Raw genomic sequence first — 15747 nt, forward strand, 5'->3', positions numbered from 1 at the left:
TCCGCCGCGCAACGGTCCTTAAAGTGCCTTCATCGTTGATGCATGGGCATGCCGCCCCACAGACCGATGGAGGTGTCGAATGGCAAAGCGTAGCGTAGTTTTTCCGCCGGGTCGCCAGGCGCTGTATGACCGCAACCGTTATTCGCCGGCGTTGCGCTCGAACGGCTTCCTGTTCGTGTCCGGGCAGGTCGGCAGCCGCGAGGACGGCTCGCCCGAGCCGGAACTGGGCGCGCAGGTCCGCCGCGCGTTCGACAACCTGAATGCGGTGCTGCGCGCGGCCGGCTGCACGTTCGACGACGTCGTCGACGTGACGGTGTTTCTCGTCGATCCCGAAAAGACGTTCGAGCGGGTCTGGGAGATCGTGCCCGAATACTGGGGCGATGCCCCGCATCCGACGCTGACCGCCGTCGGCGTGACCTGGCTGTACGGCTTCCAGTTCGAGATCAAGATGATCGCGCGGTTGCCGGAGACGGCCGGCGCGTAGCGGGGCGCCCGCCGGTGCGCATCACGGCGCGACGGGCGGTTCATGTTCATACGCGCGATCTCGCCGACGGGCGACTCGTGCGGCTGTTCGACGTGAGTGTCGAGGTGGCGCCCGCGCTTGCGTATCACGTCGTATATCCGCAGCATACGCAGCACGATCCGCGCATCGTCGCGTTGCGCGGCTGGCTCGCGGACGAAGTCGCGATGGTGCGCGCGTAGTGCGTGCTATCGTGCCCGCATCGCCACCCTACGACGTCCGGTTCCGGGCGTGTTCCTCCGATGAGCCAGCCTGAAAACGACCTCGCGGTCCTGCTGCGCACGATGCAGCCCGAACTGCATCCGGGCGCGTTCGCATTCATAGCGCTGCCGAACGACGCAGACGTATCGTTATCCGAAGTGATCGCGACGTTCCGCGAAGCGGAAGGGCTGACGGTCGTGGTCGACGAGGAAACGGCCGCGCGTCGCGGCTGGCCCGTGCTGTTCCGTGCCGCGTGGATCACGCTGACCGTGCATTCCGACCTCGCGGCCGTCGGCCTCACGGCGGCGTTCGCGCGGGCGCTCGGCGCGGCGGGCATCAGCTGCAACGTGATGGCCGCCGCGTACCACGATCACATCTTCGTGCCGTTCGACGACGGCCCGCGCGCGCTCGATGCGCTCGCCACGCTTCAGCGCGGTGCGATGCGCGGGTAGGGGGTAACGGCTGGCGGACGGTGCAGTCGGGACAGGCAAAAAAACGGGCCCGTCACCGGGCCCGCGAACGGAGAGGATTGCGCCGGCAGTCAGTGGCCGACCGCGGGCGCACGGCGGCTTACTTGACCGCGCCGCCCTCGAACCACGCGGCGAGCTTCGTCCGCTCGTCGTCGGTCATGTGCGTGACGTTGCCGATCGGCATCGCCTTCAGGCGCACGGCCTGGTCGTAGATACGCTGTGCGTTCTTCGACACTTCGTCCGGCGTGTCGAACATCACGCCCGCGGGGGCGCTGCCCATCAGCGTCGGCTTCGACGAGTGGCACTCGACACAGCGCTGCTGCAGGATCGGCATGATGTCGTTGATCACGATCTTCGGCGCATTCGCGGCCTGCGCTTCCGGCGCGACCGGCTTCGGCATCGTCCACACCAGCGCGCCCGACAGCAGCGCGACGCCGCCGATCGGCAGGTACCACAGCTGCTTGCCGCGGTGACGCATCACGAAGAACTGGCGAATCAGCGCGCCGGCCAGCATGATCAGCACGAGCACGACCCAGTTGAACTTGTTCGTGTACGTCATCGCATAGTGGTTCGACAGCATCGCGAACACGACCGGCAGCGTGAAGTACGTGTTGTGCACCGAACGCTGCTTGCCGCGCTTGCCGTAGATCGGGTTCGGTTCCTCGCCCTTGAGCATCTTGTCGACCATCTTGCGCTGGCCCGGGATGATCACGAAGAACACGTTCGCCGACATGATCGTCGCGAGCATCGCGCCGACGATCAGGTAGGCGGCACGGCCCGAGAAGATGTGGCATGCGAGGTACGCGGCGACCACGACGTAGAGGCCGACGCAGATGCCGAGCACGCGGTCGTTGGTGCCGAGGATGCGGCACAGCGAGTCGTAGACGATCCAGCCGGCGGCGAGGAAGCCGAGTGCGGAGGCGACGGCGACGACCGGGCCCATGTCGAGCACGTTCTTGTCGATCAGGTACGTGTTCGGTGCGAGCAGGTACAGCACGAAGAACAGCGTGAAGCCCGACAGCCACGTCGTGTACGACGGCCACTTCGACCAGTGCAGGTCATCGGGCATTTCCGGCGGAGCAACGGTGTACTTCTGCATGTTGTAGAAACCGCCGCCGTGGACGTGCCACAGCTCGCCGAACACACCGCGCTTGCGCTGGTTCGGGTCGGTCGGTGGTTTCAGGCTGTTGTCGAGCGCGACGAAATAGAACGACTCGCCGATCCACGCAATGGCGACGATGACGTGCAGCCATCGCAGCGCGAGGTTCAGCCAGTCGGTGATGAAGCCTTCCATGAAACTCCTCCAGACTCAGATCGTTTGTCTTGATGCAGGCGCTGATTCGTCTGTCAGCTGCCGCGATAGGTGCTGTACGACCACGGCGACACGAGCAGCGGCACGTGGTAGTGCGAGCCGGTGTCGGCGATGCCGAAGCGCAGGACGACGCGGTCGACGAAGCGGGGTTCGGGCACCTTCACGCCGAGCGCCGCGAAGTAGTCGCCGGCATGGAACACGAGTTCGTATTCGCCGGCGGCGAGCGCCGCGCCTTCGAGCAGCGGTTCGTCGCAGCGGCCGTCGCTATTGGTCAGCACGGTCTTGATCGCGCGGCGCGATTCGCCGTCCAGCGCGTAGAGGTCCACCTTGATGGCCGCGCCGGGGCGACCGTGCGCCGTATCGAGTACGTGGGTAGTGAGCTTTCCCATTCGTTGTGTCCTTGTGTGAATGCGAGGTTCGGCGGCGACTCGATCCATGACTGTGCGGCGGATCGAGGCTCCACGTCACGTGGCTACATACCCGTCGGCGAGAGTGAAGCGAGCGCCGTGCAGGCATTGTAAAAAGGTTCCCCGCGCAAATACGGGCGCGATATCGAAGATAATGCGCCGCGCATGAGCGGCTGTCGACGGCCCGCCGGATACGGCTTCGCGCGCCGATTTCGGGTGCCCGGCGGGGCGTCGGGCGGCGTACCATACCGAATCCCTGAAGGGCGGTATTCCGGATCGCGCATTGTGCGCGGCGCGCGCTTGGGCGATCCTCCCGCCGTGCGCGTCGGCCCGTGGCCGGCGCGTACCCCGAAGACGGCGAGCACGCCGGGTAACCGGGCCAGGGCGTTCGAACGGACGCAGGCACCGGCGCGTGCCGCGATTCAGCGTTCGAACGGCTGTGTGACCGCCTCCAGGACAGCCCCTGGAGGTAGACCGACGCGGAGAACGCATGAATCTCGAGCAGCACGCTGGCGCACGCGCGCCGAACCCCTCTTCATCCCGCCCGACGACCCTGCTGGTCAAGCACGCCGACGTGCTCGTGACCATGGACGACACGCGCCGCGAACTGCGCGACGCGGGGCTCTACATCGAAGACAACCGGATCGTCGCGGTCGGCCCGACCGCCGAGCTGCCCGACACGGCCGACGAAGTGCTCGACCTGCGCGGCCACCTCGTGATCCCGGGGCTCGTGAACACGCACCACCACATGTACCAGAGCCTCACGCGCGCGGTGCCGGCCGCGCAGAACGCCGAACTGTTCGGCTGGCTCACGAACCTGTACCGGATCTGGGCGCACCTGACGCCCGAGATGATCGAGGTGTCGACGCTCACCGCGATGGCCGAGCTGCTGCAGTCGGGCTGCACGACCTCGAGCGACCATCTGTACATCTACCCGAACGGCAGCCGGCTCGACGACAGCATCGCCGCCGCGCAGCGGATCGGCATGCGCTTTCATGCGAGCCGCGGCGCGATGAGCGTCGGCCAGCGCGACGGCGGGCTGCCGCCCGATTCGGTCGTCGAGCGCGAACCCGACATCCTGCGCGACGCGCAGCGCCTGATCGAGACCTATCACGACGAAGGGCGCTACGCGATGCTGCGCGTGGTGGTCGCGCCGTGCTCGCCGTTCTCGGTGAGCCGCGAGCTGATGCGCGACGCGGCCGTGCTCGCGCGCGAATACGGCGTGTCGCTGCACACGCACCTCGCGGAGAACGTCAACGACATCGCGTACAGCCGCGAGAAGTTCGGGATGACGCCCGCCGAATATGCGGAAGATCTCGGCTGGGTCGGCCACGACGTGTGGCATGCGCACTGCGTGCAGCTTGACGATGCGGGCATCGGCCTGTTCGCGCGTACCGGCACGGGCGTCGCGCACTGTCCGTGTTCGAACATGCGGCTCGCGTCCGGCATCGCGCCGGTGAAGAAGATGCGGCTCGCGGGCGTGCCGGTCGGCCTCGGTGTCGACGGTTCCGCGTCGAACGACGGCGCGCAGATGGTGGCGGAGGTGCGCCAGGCGCTGCTGCTGCAGCGGGTCGGTTTTGGACCCGACGCGATGACCGCGCGCGAAGCGCTCGAGATCGCGACGCTCGGCGGCGCGAAGGTGCTGAACCGCGACGACATCGGCGCGTTGAAGCCCGGCATGGCCGCGGATTTCGCCGCGTTCGACCTGCGTCAGCCGCTGTTCGCGGGCGCGCTGCACGATCCGGTCGCGGCGCTCGTGTTCTGCGCGCCGTCGCAGACGGCGTACACGGTGGTGAACGGGAAGGTGGTGGTGCGGGAAGGGCGGCTCGCGACGCTCGATCTGCCGCCCGTGATCGAGCGTCACAACGCGCTTGCGCACGCACTCGTCGACGCATCGCGCTGAAGCCGTGCTGAAGCCGTGCGGCCGCCGCGTGGCCGGCCGTCGCTGCGCCGCGCCGTGACGGCGCGGGCGGCGTAGGCGGTTATGCCGTTACGCCTCGATCAGCGTGCGGGTGGCTTCGGCGACGAGGCTGCGCAGCCAGCGCACTTCATCGGAGTAATGGCAGCGCTCGTGCCACAGCTGGTAGTACTGCATCGGCGGGAAATCGAGCGGTGCCGGCACGACCGACAGCGGCAGGAACTTCGCGTAGTGATCGGCGAACAGCCGCGTGGTCGTGAAGATCAGGTCCGACTTCACGAGCACGTAAGGCGCGAGGTTGAAGTACGGCAGCGTGACGACCACGTGGCGCTTGAGCCGTTCGCGCGCGAGATGCACGTCGATCGCGCCGCGCTGGCCGACCGAGTACGGCGTCGGCGCGAGATGCGGCGCGTTCAGGTACTGGTCGAGCGTGAGCCCGCCGCGCTTCGCGAACGGGTGCGTGTTGCTCATCAGGCAGACGATTTCGTCGACGAACAGGTTCGACAGGTGCAGCTGCTCGGGCGGCTCGGGCCAGTTGCCGACGACGATGTCGAGCTTGCCGTCTTCCAGCGCGAGTTCGTAGTCGAACGCGGGGCCGAGCGAGTGGAACTCGAGCGTCGCGTTCGGCGCGGCCAGGCGAAAGCGTTCGACGACGGTCGGCACGAACAGCACGTTCAGGTAGTCGGGGCAGCCGATCCGGTAGCAGCGGATCGACGTGGCCGGGTCGAAGTTGTGCTGCTGGAACTTGATGCGCTCGATTTCACGCAGCGCGTTCTGCACCGGTTCGAGCAGGCGCAGCCCGTATTCGGTCGGCACCATGCCGGATTTGCCGCGCACCAGCAGCGGATCGCCGGTGATGTCGCGCAGGCGCCGCAGCGCGGCGCTGATCGCCGGTTGCGACTGGTTCAGTTTGACGGCCGCGCGCGTGACGCTGCGCTCCATCAACAAGGTGTGCAAGACGCGCAAGAGGTACGTGTCGATCGCCTCGCGTTGCTGACTCATGTTATCTCCGGTTTATATGGCTGGGCTGATCGAGGGGTCGGTCGGGTATATCGTTTTTAATATGAACGAAAATCAGCGTCAAGCGATGGATACCCGCAGGCAGCCGCCGGCCGGGCTGCGACAAGGGGCCCGAACGGGGCGAAATGCAGGCGGGCGCGACGCCCCGCGGATGCGCATTGCACGCATCCGGTAGTGGGGCGGCGCGCGTGACGCGCGCGGCGCGTCAGTCGTCGATGCGCATGCCGACCTTCAGCGTGACCTGCCAGTGCACGACCTGGTCGCCTTCGATGTGGCCGCGCGTTTCGGTCACCTGGAACCAGTGCAGATTGCGCAGCGTCTTGCCGGCTTTCGAGATCGCGTTGCGGATCGCGTCGTCGCTCGATTGCCGCGACGAACCGGTCAATTCGATCATCTTGTACACGTGGTCGCTCATGATGCGCTCCCTGGGACGTTCGTATGGTGGGCCGGTGCAAGGCGCGGTCCCGCTACGGTTCCACAACGGTGCCGTGCGTGCCCGGCTTCTTGAGTGATAGGTATGATGGGCGGCAAGTGCAACCCATATCGGAGACGAGGAACATCGTGGAAGTCGGATTTTGCGGACCGGGATTGATGGGCGCGCCGATGATTCGGCATTTGCTGGCGGCCGGGCATCGCGTCAGCGTGTGGAATCGCTCGCGCGCCAAGGCCGACGCGCTGGTGAAGGACGGCGCGCAGGTGGTCGGCACGCCGCGCGAGCTGGCCGGGCGCGTCGATACGGTATGCGTGTGCGTGCTCGACGGTCGTGCGGTCGGTGATGTCGTGTTCGGTGAACACGGGCTGCTTTCCGGTGACGCGAGCGCGCGCCGCCTGCAGCGCATCGTCGATCATTCGAGCATTCCGCCGGCCGCCACGCGCGACTACGCGGCGCGCGCGGCCGCACTCGGGGTCGGCTGGGTCGATGCGCCGGTGTCCGGCGGCGTGCCGGGCGCGCAGGCCGGCACGCTCGCGGTGATGGCCGGCGGCCGCGCGGCCGATCTCGATGCGGTGCGTTCGCTGATCGATACGTATGCGTCGCGCATCACGCACATGGGCGACGCGGGCGCAGGCCAGACGGCGAAGCTGTGCAACCAGGCGATCGTGACCGCGACGGTCACCGCGATCGCCGAGGCGGTGGGCCTCGCACAGGCGAGCGGTATCGACGCCGCGCGTCTGGCCGAGGCGCTGGCCGGCGGCTGGGCCGATTCGGTGCTGCTGCAGACCTTCGTGCCGCGCATGACGTCGGGCGGTCATCCCCCGATCGGCGCGCTCAGTACGTTCCAGAAGGATGTCGATGCAATCGCCGACGCCGCGCGCGACACGGGCGCGGTGATGCCGGTGTCGGCCACCGTGCAGCAGGTGCTGAGGCTCGGCGCCGCGCAGGGGCTCGCCGGCGCCGATTTCGCCGCGTTCATCGACATCGTGCGGCCGAACAACGGCCGTCGGCAGGCATCGTGACGGGCAAGCGGGACGCGTGAATGGCAGATGGGCCGCCCGGAGGCGGCCCATCGAATGACTGGCGGATCAGCCGAGCGAGCGGGGTGTCGTGTCGCCCGCGTTCTGGCGGCCGAGGCCGCCGCGCAGGCTCGCTTTCGTGCCTGCACCAAACTCGGGCAGGATGCGCGCACGCGCACGGCTTGCGAACACGAGGAAGCCGAAGCCGTTCGCTTCGTACCAGTATCCGCCGTTCTCGAGGCCGTCGAGCGGCTGCTCGAGCGCGTTGGCGATCGACTCGATGCAGCGCTTGCGCAGCTCGGCAATGGCCGGATAGGGCGGCTGCGCGCCGCGCACGCTGCACAGGAGCACGTCGAGGCCGGGCAGCACGTGCGCATAGAGGACGGGTTCGTCCTGCGCGCGGGCGCGGGCAATCTTGGTGTCGAGCTGGGCAAACGGTTTCGAGTGGCGCAAGACCGCGAGGAACGACTCCTGGCCATCCTGCGGCGCACGCCGACGTTTTTTCGGGAAGGACATAAACACTCGCCTCAAAAACAATTGCAAGAAATGCGGCACTTTCATGCGACCCACTCCCGGCTATGTACGCCGCATGTCGATCCTTTATAGCACACGAAAATGCTGCATTCGTGCAGTACGACGATCAATGTCTCCCGTCGACCTGCTCGCCATGATCGACACAGCCAGCGTCTTGGCGCCCGTACTGTCGTTTAGTCTCCATCATAGACCTGCTTTTCCCGCGCGTGCATTCGCTCGTCACAAAAAAATGAGATGAGCCGCATGCGGCGGTGCATCGCGGGCGCAATAAAAAGGCCCGCACGGGGCGGGCCTGGCTGGCGGAGCGTGTAGCGATCAGCGCTGCTTGAGCGAATCGCGGATCTCGCGCAGCAGCACGGTGTCTTCCGGCGTCGCGGCCGGCGCGGCTTCGTCCGGCTTGCGCAGCTTGTTGATGAATTTCACCATCAGGAAAATGATGAACGCAAGGATCACGAAATTGATCGCCACGGTGATGAACGAGCCGTAGCCGAATGCGGCGACCCCCGCGGCCTGCAGGTCCTTGAACGAATCGGGATTACCCTTGAACGACGAGGGGATGGTGCCGAGCAGAACGAACTTGTTCGAGAAATCCAGACCGCCGGTCAGCACGCCGATGACCGGCATGATGAGGTCCTTCACGACCGAGTCGACGATCTTCGAGAACGCGCCGCCGATGATCACGCCGACGGCGAGATCCATCACGTTGCCCTTGACGGCGAACTCCTTGAATTCCTTGATGATGCTCATGAGCGGCTTTCTCCTGGTTGGGGCGAGGGGAGGCGTGCCGCGACGCGCAGGATTGCTTTGCGTCGGATGACGGTCGGTGGCACGCCGATGGCCGCATGATAGCGAACGTGCCCCATTGCCGGTAGCCCATCTTGAAATGATTGACAAATCCGCGCGTCGGCGCGGCCGGTCATGCAGCTGGGCCTGGCGTGCGTGGCCGGGTGTCGACACGCAGGTCGACGCCCGGTGCGCGGGTGCTCAGGTGTTGTCGTCGGTCCAGCCGTCGTCGTTGCTGCCGAGGTCCATCCCGCCGCCGCCGCTGCCGTCGCTCCAGTTCGAATCGTCGCCGCGGCCGAGATCGACGTCCGGGTCGGCTTCCTGCCGGCGGTGCTCGCCGTCGACGATCACGTCGCGTTCGACCACGCGCTCGCGGCCGCCGGACATCGCTTCGCCGAGCAGCACGCCGGTCAGCAGCCCGCCCATCCCGCCGCCGAAACCGCCGCCTTGCTGGATCACGACGGGCGGCTGCTGTTGCGGATAGGGTTGTTGCGGCGGGTAGGGCTGTTGCTGATACGGCTGGCCCTGGGCGCCCGTCATGCGATCGGCTTCCTGCGCGTACACGGAGCCGCTGCCGTTCGCCGGCGCCGCGGGCTGCGCGGCCGGGTCGGGGCGGCCTTCGACGCGCGCCTTCACGCTGGCGTGACGCTGTTCGAGTTCATCGACGCGATACGGCGGCACCGGATTCTTGCCGTTCGACAGCGTCTCGACGAGCGTGCGCGCGTCGTTCTCGATCGCCTCGAGTTCGCCGGTCAGCGCCGCGGCGCCGGGCGCCGTCGACAGTTTCGCATCGAGTTTCAGCGGCCGGATGTCGTTCAGCACGTCGGTCGCGCGCTTGAGCTGCGTGCGGCGTTCGTCGTCGGCGCGGCTGTTGTCGGCCGTGCGCGCGCGCCGCAGCGTCCAGCGCAGCACCAGCGCGATCACGGCGACGATCAGCCCGAGGCCGATCCACATACTGGTAGACGGGCCGTGCTTTTCGGCCGGCGCGACGGCGGGGGCGAGCCCCGGCTGCAGCGTGCCGGCCTGCGTGGCCGACGGCGTGTTGCCGCTCACGCGCGCGGCGTCGGCGCGAATGCGCGACTCCGTCTGCGCGAAGCGCGACGCGTCGGTGAACTTCAGTTGCGGATCGAGCGATTTCGCGCGCTGCAGTTGCGCGAGCGCGTCGGACGCGCGGCCTTCGCGGTCCAGCACCTGCGCATACAGGTAGCGCGCATGCGCGTTGTTCGGATGGGCGTCGATGACTTGCGACAACTGCGTGTCGGCTTGCTGCCAGTTGCGCTGCGCGATCGATTGCTCGACCTGCTGCAGCGACGGGACCGCAAACGCGGCGGACGACAGCAACATCAGCGACAGGCCGAGTGCGGCGAGGGATTTCTTCATGGTCGAACCGGGCGCAGGCGCCCGTCTCCTGACGATCGGTTCGCGCCGCGCCCCCGGGCCGGGGCGCGGCGCGGTTGCCCGCGTGGCGGTTACTGCGCGGGCGTATCGAGCTGCTTCTTCAGCGCGGCGAGGCGATCTTCCACCGACGGGCCCTTGTTCAGCGCGGCGAGCTTGTCGTCGAGCGCCTTGCCGCTCGCCGTGTCGGCCGAATTGATGCGCGCGTCCGAGCGGGCGTTCTGCAGCGCGACCTTGTCCTCGAGCTTCTGGAAATCCTCGGACAGGTTCTTGCCGCCGATGCCGCCCAGCGCGCTGGCGGCCACGTCCTTCGCCTGCGCGATTTCCTGCTTGGCCTGCAGGATGTTCGAGCGCGCATTCAGGTCGTTGCGGCGCTGGCGCATGTCGGCGATCTGCCCCTTCAGCTTCTCGACCGACGGCTCGAGCGTCGTCAGCTCGGCCGCGAGCGCATCGCGCTCGGCTTCCGCGTTCGACTGGGCCGCGAGCGCCTCGCGGGCGAGCGCTTCGTCGCCGCCTTGCAGCGCGCGCTTCGCGCCGTCCTCGTACTTCTTCACCTTGTCGTCGGCCGCATCGCGCTTGCTGCGTTGGGTCGCGACCTGTGCCTCGATCTCGATCAGCGAATTCTCGGCACGGCCGATGCTGTCGTCGAGCTCCCGCACGATCTGCCGTGCGTCGCGCGACGGATCCTGTACCGAATCGGCCGCATCGTTCAGCAGGCCTTTGATCGTGCGCGAAATAGAGTCGAAAAGCGACATGAAATCCTCCGTGGTTGAAAGGCGCCGCGTGACCGCGGCAGTGCCCGCTGCGAGCCGGTTCCGACCCGCGTGAGCCGGCGGATATTACACCACCGGTTCACTTAAATACGGCTTAAACGCGCGAGTTCAAGCGCCTCGCGCATCAGGACGCCCAACCTTTCGTGGCTGAAAGAAATTCGCCTGTGTGTGCCGTATTGCGTGTCCATCATAGGCCGAGGATGCCGACAATACGTGCCGGAAATCACGGCATTGCGGGAATTTTTACAAAAAATCGCGAAGGCCCCCGGTCGATTTCATTAAAATGCGCTGTCACGTCGCGGGAACGGATCGCCGCGCGGCGGGGTCTGTCGACGTGACAGCCGCATCTCGATGCACCCACTCTGATTCATCCGCTTGCATTTCCGCATGCGTCCGAGGGCGCCACGTACGCCCGCCATTCCGACATGCCAATTATCAAACGACTGCCTTCTTCTTCCGACAGGAACGAACCCCACTACACGCTGCGCCGTTCGCCGTCCGGAGCCTATTACCCCGATGACGACGATCACGACGACGGCCGCCGCGCGCAGCAGCGCAGCGGCGGTGGCGGAGGGCGCCGCCGCACGTTCGGCTCGCGCGTCGCGCTGTGGTTCGTCGGCCTGTTCGCGACGCTGGCGGTCGTCGGCGCGCTGATCGTCGGCTACGCGCTGGTCGTGATGGCGCCGCAACTGCCGTCGCTCGATGCGCTGACCAACTACCAGCCGAAGGTGCCGCTGCGCGTGTTCACCGCCGATCACGTGCTGATCGGCGAGTTCGGCGAGGAGCGCCGCAGCCTCGTGCGCTTCCAGGACATTCCCGACGTGATGAAGAAGGCCGTGCTCGCGATCGAGGACTACCGCTTCTACGAGCACGGCGGCGTCGATTTCCTCGGCATCCTGCGCGCGGGCGTGGCCGACCTGATGCACGGCGGCGCGCGCCAGGGCGCGAGCACGATCACGATGCAGGTCGCGCGCAACTTCTTCCTGTCGAGCGAGAAGACCTACACGCGCAAGATCTACGAAATGCTGCTCGCGTACAAGATCGAGAAGGCCCTGACGAAGGACCAGATCCTCGAGCTGTACATGAACCAGATCTATCTGGGCCAGCGTTCGTACGGCTTCGCGGCCGCGGCGCGCGTGTACTTCGGCAAGGACCTGAAGGACATCACGCTCGCGGAAGCGGCGATGCTCGCGGGGCTGCCGAAGGCGCCGTCCGCGTACAACCCGGTCGTCAATCCGAAGCGCGCGAAGGTGCGTCAGGAATACATCCTGAAGCGCATGCTCGACATCGGCTACATCACGCAGCCGCAGTACGACGAAGCGATCAAGGAAGAGATTCACGTGCGCACGCCGGGCAACCAGTACGCGGTGCATGGCGAGTACGTCGCCGAGATGGTGCGGCAGATGATGTACCAGCAATACAAGGACGAAACCTATACGCGCGGGCTGACCGTCACGACGACGATCAACTCGGCCGACCAGGAGGCCGCGTACCAGGCCGTGCGTCGCGGCATTCTCGACTACGAGCGCCGTCACGGCTATCGCGGCCCCGAGGCATCGATCAATCTGCCGGCGGCCGGCGACGAACGCGACGAGGCGATCGACGACGCGCTCGCCGATCACCCGGACAACGGCGACCTGCAGTCGGCGGTCGTGCTGTCGGCATCGCCGAACGCGGTCGAGGTGCAGTTCGTCGGCGGGGCGACCACGACGATCGGCCCGGCCGGGCTGCGTTTCGTGTCGGCCGCGCTGGGGGCCCGCGCGAACAACACGCTGCGCATCAAGCCGGGCTCGGTCGTGCGCGTGCTGAAGGACGGCAAGACGGGCTGGCAGGTCGTGCAGCTGCCGCAGGTCGAAGGCGCGCTCGTCGCGATCGCGCCGCAGGACGGCGCGATCCGCTCGCTCGTCGGCGGCTTCGATTTCAACAAGAGCAAGTTCAACCACGTGACGCAGGCATGGCGGCAGCCGGGCTCGTCGTTCAAGCCGTTCATCTACTCGGCGTCGCTCGACAAGGGGCTCGGGCCGGCGACGATGATCAACGACGCGCCGCTGTACTTCCCGCCGAGCGTGCCGGGCGGCACCGCATGGGAGCCGAAGGACGACGACCAGCCGGACGGCCCGATGACGATGCGCACCGGCCTGCAGCGTTCGAAGAACCTGGTGTCGATCCGGATCCTCGCGTCGATCGGCACGCAGTATGCGCAGCAGTACGTGACGCAGCGCTTCGGCTTCGATCCGGCGAAGACGCCGCCTTACCTGCCGATGGCGCTCGGCGCGGGCCTCGTGACGCCGCTGCAGCTCGCGACCGGCTACGCGGTGTTCGCGAACGGCGGCTACAAGGTCGATCCGTACCTGATCGCCGAAGTCGACGACGCGCGCGGCCAGCCGCTGCAGAAGTCGCAGCCGGTGGTCGCGGGCGGCACGGCGCCGCGCACGATCGAAGGCCGCAACGCGTACGTGATGAACAGCCTGCTGCATTCGGTCGCGACGGCCGGCACGGGCGCGGGCACCAACGCGCTGGGCCGCAACGACCTGCAGGGCAAGACGGGTACCACGAACGACGCGAAGGACGGCTGGTTCGCCGGCTATCAGCAGTCGCTCGTCGCGGTCGCGTGGATGGGCTTCGACCAGCCGAAGAGCCTCGGCAGCCGCGAATTCGGCGCGCAGCTCGCGTTGCCGATCTGGGTGAACTACATGCGCACCGCGCTGAACGGCGTGCCCGAACAGCAGATGCCGATGCCGGACGGCCTGACCTCGATCGACGGCGAGCTGTACTACGCCGATCGCACGCCGGGCAACGGCTTCGTCGCGAACGTCGACATCAACCCGGCCGAGAACGCGATCAGCGCGAACGACGCACTCGGTTCGGCCGGCGCGGCAGGGCTGGCGCCGCCGCCCGTCACGCCGCAGGAGAAGCAGCAGATCATGGACATGTTCGAGAACAAGTAAGCGGTACGCTGTTCTTCATTCATGCGACGGGCGCCTTCGGGCGCCCGTTTTTTTGCGCGCGGCCGGCAGCGGACGACCGTGAATCAGAACGACGCGCAGGCCGGCACCACGATCATGCCGACCGATTGCTGGTGAAATCGCTGGACGTACGCTTGCCGGATCGCGGCGAGGCGTGCGCGCGTGTCGGACGTATCGTCGGCGATGATACGGATCACGAAGCTGTCTTCGCGCGTGACGCCGCCGGTCGTGCGGTCGCGCCACTGGCCATGCGTGTCCCAGTAGGTGAGGCCGTCGGGGAAGCGCGGCGTGACCGTGTCGGCGAGGAATGCCGCGCGTTCGGCATCGGTGACGGGGCCGCGCCCGGCGATGTCGCGCCCGAACAGCAGGTCGGCCTGCAGCATGCGGCTTTCGCCCGGTTGCGTGCAGGACGCAGGTTGCGCGCTGGAAATGGACGAGGGTGGTGCCGCGCAACCGGCGAGCAGCGCGAGCGCCGCCGCGCATGCGGCCAGCCGTCGCATCTGCCCATTTCGTGACGATCGACCTTCGCGCGCGCAAAACGCTGCGCACTCAACCACTTGCGTGCGTGTCCGGCGGGTTATCAACAGGGCTGTCAACATAATCTGGGGATAACCCTAGGGTCTGTTTACATATGGAACGCGCATGCGTTGCCACGAGAACGGCCGCTCGCGAGGCGCGCGACGCCGCGAATACTGGACGTATTCGCAAGGAGCGCAACGCGGCGAGCGGCCGTTCTCGTGGCAACCCCAAATTTAAAAAACATGTCACGGGAATGCCCGAAATCGCCCGTATGGCGGCGTCGCTCGTCGCTTGTTTGGCGCGGCCAAACGGCGCTCCTCACTTCTTGCCCTACGCCCCGAAGGAAGTCCCCTTGGGGGACGGGCGATTTCGGGCATTCGCATGTGCGTTCCATATGTAAACAGACCCTAGGGTCTGCGCACGCGCGCTGCGCGATCAGTGCTGCAGTTGCGCGTGCGCGAGATGCATGCCGAGCGTGGCGGGATCGGTATTCGTGCCCGACAGCAGCACGCCGACGCGCTTGCCCTGCAGCGTTTCGCGCAGCGGGCCGAGCAGCGCGGCGAGCGCGGCCGCGCAGGCCGGCTCGACCGACAGTTTCAGGTGCGAGAACAGGAACAGCATCGCGGCGCGCAGCGCGTCGTCGGAGACGGTGACGATGCGGTCGAGGTGACGCCGGCACAGCTGGTAGCTGTATTCCTCGGTATGCGGCGCCATCAGCGAATCGGCGATGGTCTGCATCGCGCTCATCTTGATCGTGTGATTGGCCGCGAAGCTGCGGCTCATCGCGTCGGCGCCTTCCGGCTCGACGCCGTACACGTGCACGCGCGGGTTCGCGAGCCGCAGCGCGGTCGCCATGCCGGCCGCGAGCCCGCCGCCGCCGATCGGCACGATCACCGCGTCGAGGTCCGGCGTCTGCGTCGCCCATTCGTAGCCGAGCGTCGCGGTGCCGAGGATCGTGTGATAGCCGTTGAACGGATGAATGAAGAAGCGGCCTTCCTCGGCCTCGATGCGCCGCACGAGATCGAACGCCTGCGACGCGCTGCCCGCCAGCACGACTTCCGCGCGGTACTGCTTGCACTGTGCGATGCGGGTCGGGCTCGCGGTATGGAACATCACGACCTTCGCGCTGCTGCCGAGCCGCATCGCCGCATACGCGACGGCCGCCGCATGATTGCCGGCCGACACGCAGGTGACGCCGGCGTTCTTGCGGCCTTCGTCGAGCGCGAGCAGGTGCGTGAACGCGCCGCGCGCCTTGAAGCTGCCGCTCGCCTGCAGCAGCTCGAACTTGAAGTTGACGTGCGTGCCTTCGAGGGAGGGCAGGTCGGCGCGCTCGAATACGGGCGTGCGCGCGACCCACGGTGACAACGCGAAATGCTGCGCGGCGATTTCGTCGAGCGTCGGAATCGGCTCGCCGTCGATCGTCGTATGGGCAGTGCCCTGTTGTTCAGTCGACATGACGTGGCGGGTGGCGGAGTGG

At 67.1% G+C, this 15747-nt stretch carries 16 protein-coding genes; 6 read left to right on the forward strand and 10 right to left on the reverse strand.

The features are described from left to right. The first annotated feature begins 79 nt into the window (after window positions 1-79). From HWW87_RS06180 to HWW87_RS06190, 3 genes are all read left to right on the forward strand, one after another. The gene (locus HWW87_RS06180; protein ID WP_175819627.1) at window positions 80-484 is read left to right on the forward strand and encodes a RidA family protein; all 405 of its coding nucleotides are present in this window, start codon (window positions 80-82) and stop codon (window positions 482-484) included. A gap of 77 nt (window positions 485-561) precedes the next feature. Next, a complete protein-coding gene (locus HWW87_RS06185) occupies window positions 562-702 on the forward strand; it encodes a hypothetical protein (protein ID WP_244107143.1) in 141 nt (46 codons plus the stop codon). Between the two features lie 60 nt (window positions 703-762). After that, window positions 763-1173: an ACT domain-containing protein gene (locus HWW87_RS06190; RefSeq protein WP_175819628.1), complete on the forward strand. Its 411-nt coding sequence runs from the start codon at window positions 763-765 to the stop codon at window positions 1171-1173. A gap of 118 nt (window positions 1174-1291) precedes the next feature. On the opposite strand, the gene HWW87_RS06195 is transcribed toward HWW87_RS06190, so the two are convergent. Both HWW87_RS06195 and uraH read right to left on the reverse strand, forming a co-directional pair. After that, window positions 1292-2485 (reverse strand): urate hydroxylase PuuD, encoded by a 1194-nt coding sequence (locus tag HWW87_RS06195; protein ID WP_174431454.1) that lies wholly within the window; start codon window positions 2483-2485, stop codon window positions 1292-1294. Between the two features lie 53 nt (window positions 2486-2538). Continuing rightward, the gene (uraH, locus tag HWW87_RS06200; RefSeq protein WP_011549584.1) at window positions 2539-2892 is read right to left on the reverse strand and encodes a hydroxyisourate hydrolase; all 354 of its coding nucleotides are present in this window, start codon (window positions 2890-2892) and stop codon (window positions 2539-2541) included. Between the two features lie 508 nt (window positions 2893-3400). On the opposite strand from uraH, the gene HWW87_RS06205 reads away from it, so the two are divergent. Next, window positions 3401-4813 (forward strand): 8-oxoguanine deaminase, encoded by a 1413-nt coding sequence (locus HWW87_RS06205; RefSeq protein WP_175819629.1) that lies wholly within the window; start codon window positions 3401-3403, stop codon window positions 4811-4813. 87 nt (window positions 4814-4900) lie between these two features. Here HWW87_RS06205 and HWW87_RS06210 read toward each other — a convergent pair whose 3' ends face one another. Together HWW87_RS06210 and HWW87_RS06215 are read right to left on the reverse strand one after the other, a co-directional pair. After that, complete coding sequence (locus tag HWW87_RS06210) at window positions 4901-5830, reverse strand: LysR substrate-binding domain-containing protein (protein ID WP_006478550.1); 930 nt, start codon at window positions 5828-5830, stop codon at window positions 4901-4903. Window positions 5831-6053: 223 nt separating this feature from the next. Further along, window positions 6054-6263, reverse strand: a complete 210-nt coding sequence (locus tag HWW87_RS06215) for a dodecin (RefSeq protein ID WP_174389336.1) — start codon at window positions 6261-6263, stop codon at window positions 6054-6056. Window positions 6264-6409: 146 nt separating this feature from the next. Between HWW87_RS06215 and HWW87_RS06220 the strand changes: the two genes are divergently transcribed. After that, window positions 6410-7303 (forward strand): NAD(P)-dependent oxidoreductase, encoded by an 894-nt coding sequence (locus HWW87_RS06220; RefSeq protein ID WP_175819630.1) that lies wholly within the window; start codon window positions 6410-6412, stop codon window positions 7301-7303. A gap of 66 nt (window positions 7304-7369) precedes the next feature. On the opposite strand, the gene HWW87_RS06225 is transcribed toward HWW87_RS06220, so the two are convergent. The 4 genes from HWW87_RS06225 to HWW87_RS06240 all read right to left on the reverse strand — a co-directional run bounded on the left by HWW87_RS06225 (window position 7370) and on the right by HWW87_RS06240 (window position 10767). Then, on the reverse strand, window positions 7370-7816 hold the full coding sequence (locus HWW87_RS06225) for a hypothetical protein (protein WP_006488003.1): 447 nt from the start codon (window positions 7814-7816) through the stop codon (window positions 7370-7372). A gap of 333 nt (window positions 7817-8149) precedes the next feature. Then, complete coding sequence (gene mscL, locus HWW87_RS06230; protein WP_175819631.1) at window positions 8150-8581, reverse strand: large conductance mechanosensitive channel protein MscL; 432 nt, start codon at window positions 8579-8581, stop codon at window positions 8150-8152. Window positions 8582-8818: 237 nt separating this feature from the next. Then, window positions 8819-9997: a tetratricopeptide repeat protein gene (locus tag HWW87_RS06235; RefSeq protein ID WP_175819632.1), complete on the reverse strand. Its 1179-nt coding sequence runs from the start codon at window positions 9995-9997 to the stop codon at window positions 8819-8821. A gap of 89 nt (window positions 9998-10086) precedes the next feature. After that, complete coding sequence (locus HWW87_RS06240; RefSeq protein WP_175819633.1) at window positions 10087-10767, reverse strand: PspA/IM30 family protein; 681 nt, start codon at window positions 10765-10767, stop codon at window positions 10087-10089. Between the two features lie 443 nt (window positions 10768-11210). Between HWW87_RS06240 and HWW87_RS06245 the strand changes: the two genes are divergently transcribed. Next, window positions 11211-13733, forward strand: coding sequence for a penicillin-binding protein 1A (locus tag HWW87_RS06245; protein WP_175819634.1), 2523 nt, complete (start codon window positions 11211-11213; stop codon window positions 13731-13733). A gap of 83 nt (window positions 13734-13816) precedes the next feature. Here HWW87_RS06245 and HWW87_RS06250 read toward each other — a convergent pair whose 3' ends face one another. Both HWW87_RS06250 and HWW87_RS06255 read right to left on the reverse strand, forming a co-directional pair. After that, window positions 13817-14251, reverse strand: coding sequence for a DUF3574 domain-containing protein (locus HWW87_RS06250; protein ID WP_175819635.1), 435 nt, complete (start codon window positions 14249-14251; stop codon window positions 13817-13819). A gap of 454 nt (window positions 14252-14705) precedes the next feature. Beyond that, complete coding sequence (locus tag HWW87_RS06255; protein WP_174431462.1) at window positions 14706-15725, reverse strand: threonine/serine dehydratase; 1020 nt, start codon at window positions 15723-15725, stop codon at window positions 14706-14708. Window positions 15726-15747 lie beyond the last annotated feature (22 nt).

This window comes from Burkholderia sp. BCC0419, from assembly GCF_902830285.1.
In the GTDB taxonomy this organism is placed as follows: domain Bacteria; phylum Pseudomonadota; class Gammaproteobacteria; order Burkholderiales; family Burkholderiaceae; genus Burkholderia.

Coding starts and splice junctions, on each gene's coding strand:
- HWW87_RS06250 (WP_175819635.1), bottom strand. CDS start 14,251: ATGCGACGGCTGGCCGCATGCGCGGCGGCGCTCGCGCTGCTCGCCGGT.
- HWW87_RS06225 (WP_006488003.1), bottom strand. CDS start 7,816: ATGTCCTTCCCGAAAAAACGTCGGCGTGCGCCGCAGGATGGCCAGGAG.
- HWW87_RS06180 (WP_175819627.1), top strand. CDS start 80: ATGGCAAAGCGTAGCGTAGTTTTTCCGCCGGGTCGCCAGGCGCTGTAT.
- HWW87_RS06210 (WP_006478550.1), bottom strand. CDS start 5,830: ATGAGTCAGCAACGCGAGGCGATCGACACGTACCTCTTGCGCGTCTTG.
- mscL (WP_175819631.1), bottom strand. CDS start 8,581: ATGAGCATCATCAAGGAATTCAAGGAGTTCGCCGTCAAGGGCAACGTG.
- HWW87_RS06245 (WP_175819634.1), top strand. CDS start 11,211: ATGCCAATTATCAAACGACTGCCTTCTTCTTCCGACAGGAACGAACCC.
- HWW87_RS06205 (WP_175819629.1), top strand. CDS start 3,401: ATGAATCTCGAGCAGCACGCTGGCGCACGCGCGCCGAACCCCTCTTCA.
- HWW87_RS06195 (WP_174431454.1), bottom strand. CDS start 2,485: ATGGAAGGCTTCATCACCGACTGGCTGAACCTCGCGCTGCGATGGCTG.
- HWW87_RS06190 (WP_175819628.1), top strand. CDS start 763: ATGAGCCAGCCTGAAAACGACCTCGCGGTCCTGCTGCGCACGATGCAG.
- HWW87_RS06215 (WP_174389336.1), bottom strand. CDS start 6,263: ATGAGCGACCACGTGTACAAGATGATCGAATTGACCGGTTCGTCGCGG.
- HWW87_RS06240 (WP_175819633.1), bottom strand. CDS start 10,767: ATGTCGCTTTTCGACTCTATTTCGCGCACGATCAAAGGCCTGCTGAAC.
- HWW87_RS06235 (WP_175819632.1), bottom strand. CDS start 9,997: ATGAAGAAATCCCTCGCCGCACTCGGCCTGTCGCTGATGTTGCTGTCG.
- uraH (WP_011549584.1), bottom strand. CDS start 2,892: ATGGGAAAGCTCACTACCCACGTACTCGATACGGCGCACGGTCGCCCC.
- HWW87_RS06255 (WP_174431462.1), bottom strand. CDS start 15,725: ATGTCGACTGAACAACAGGGCACTGCCCATACGACGATCGACGGCGAG.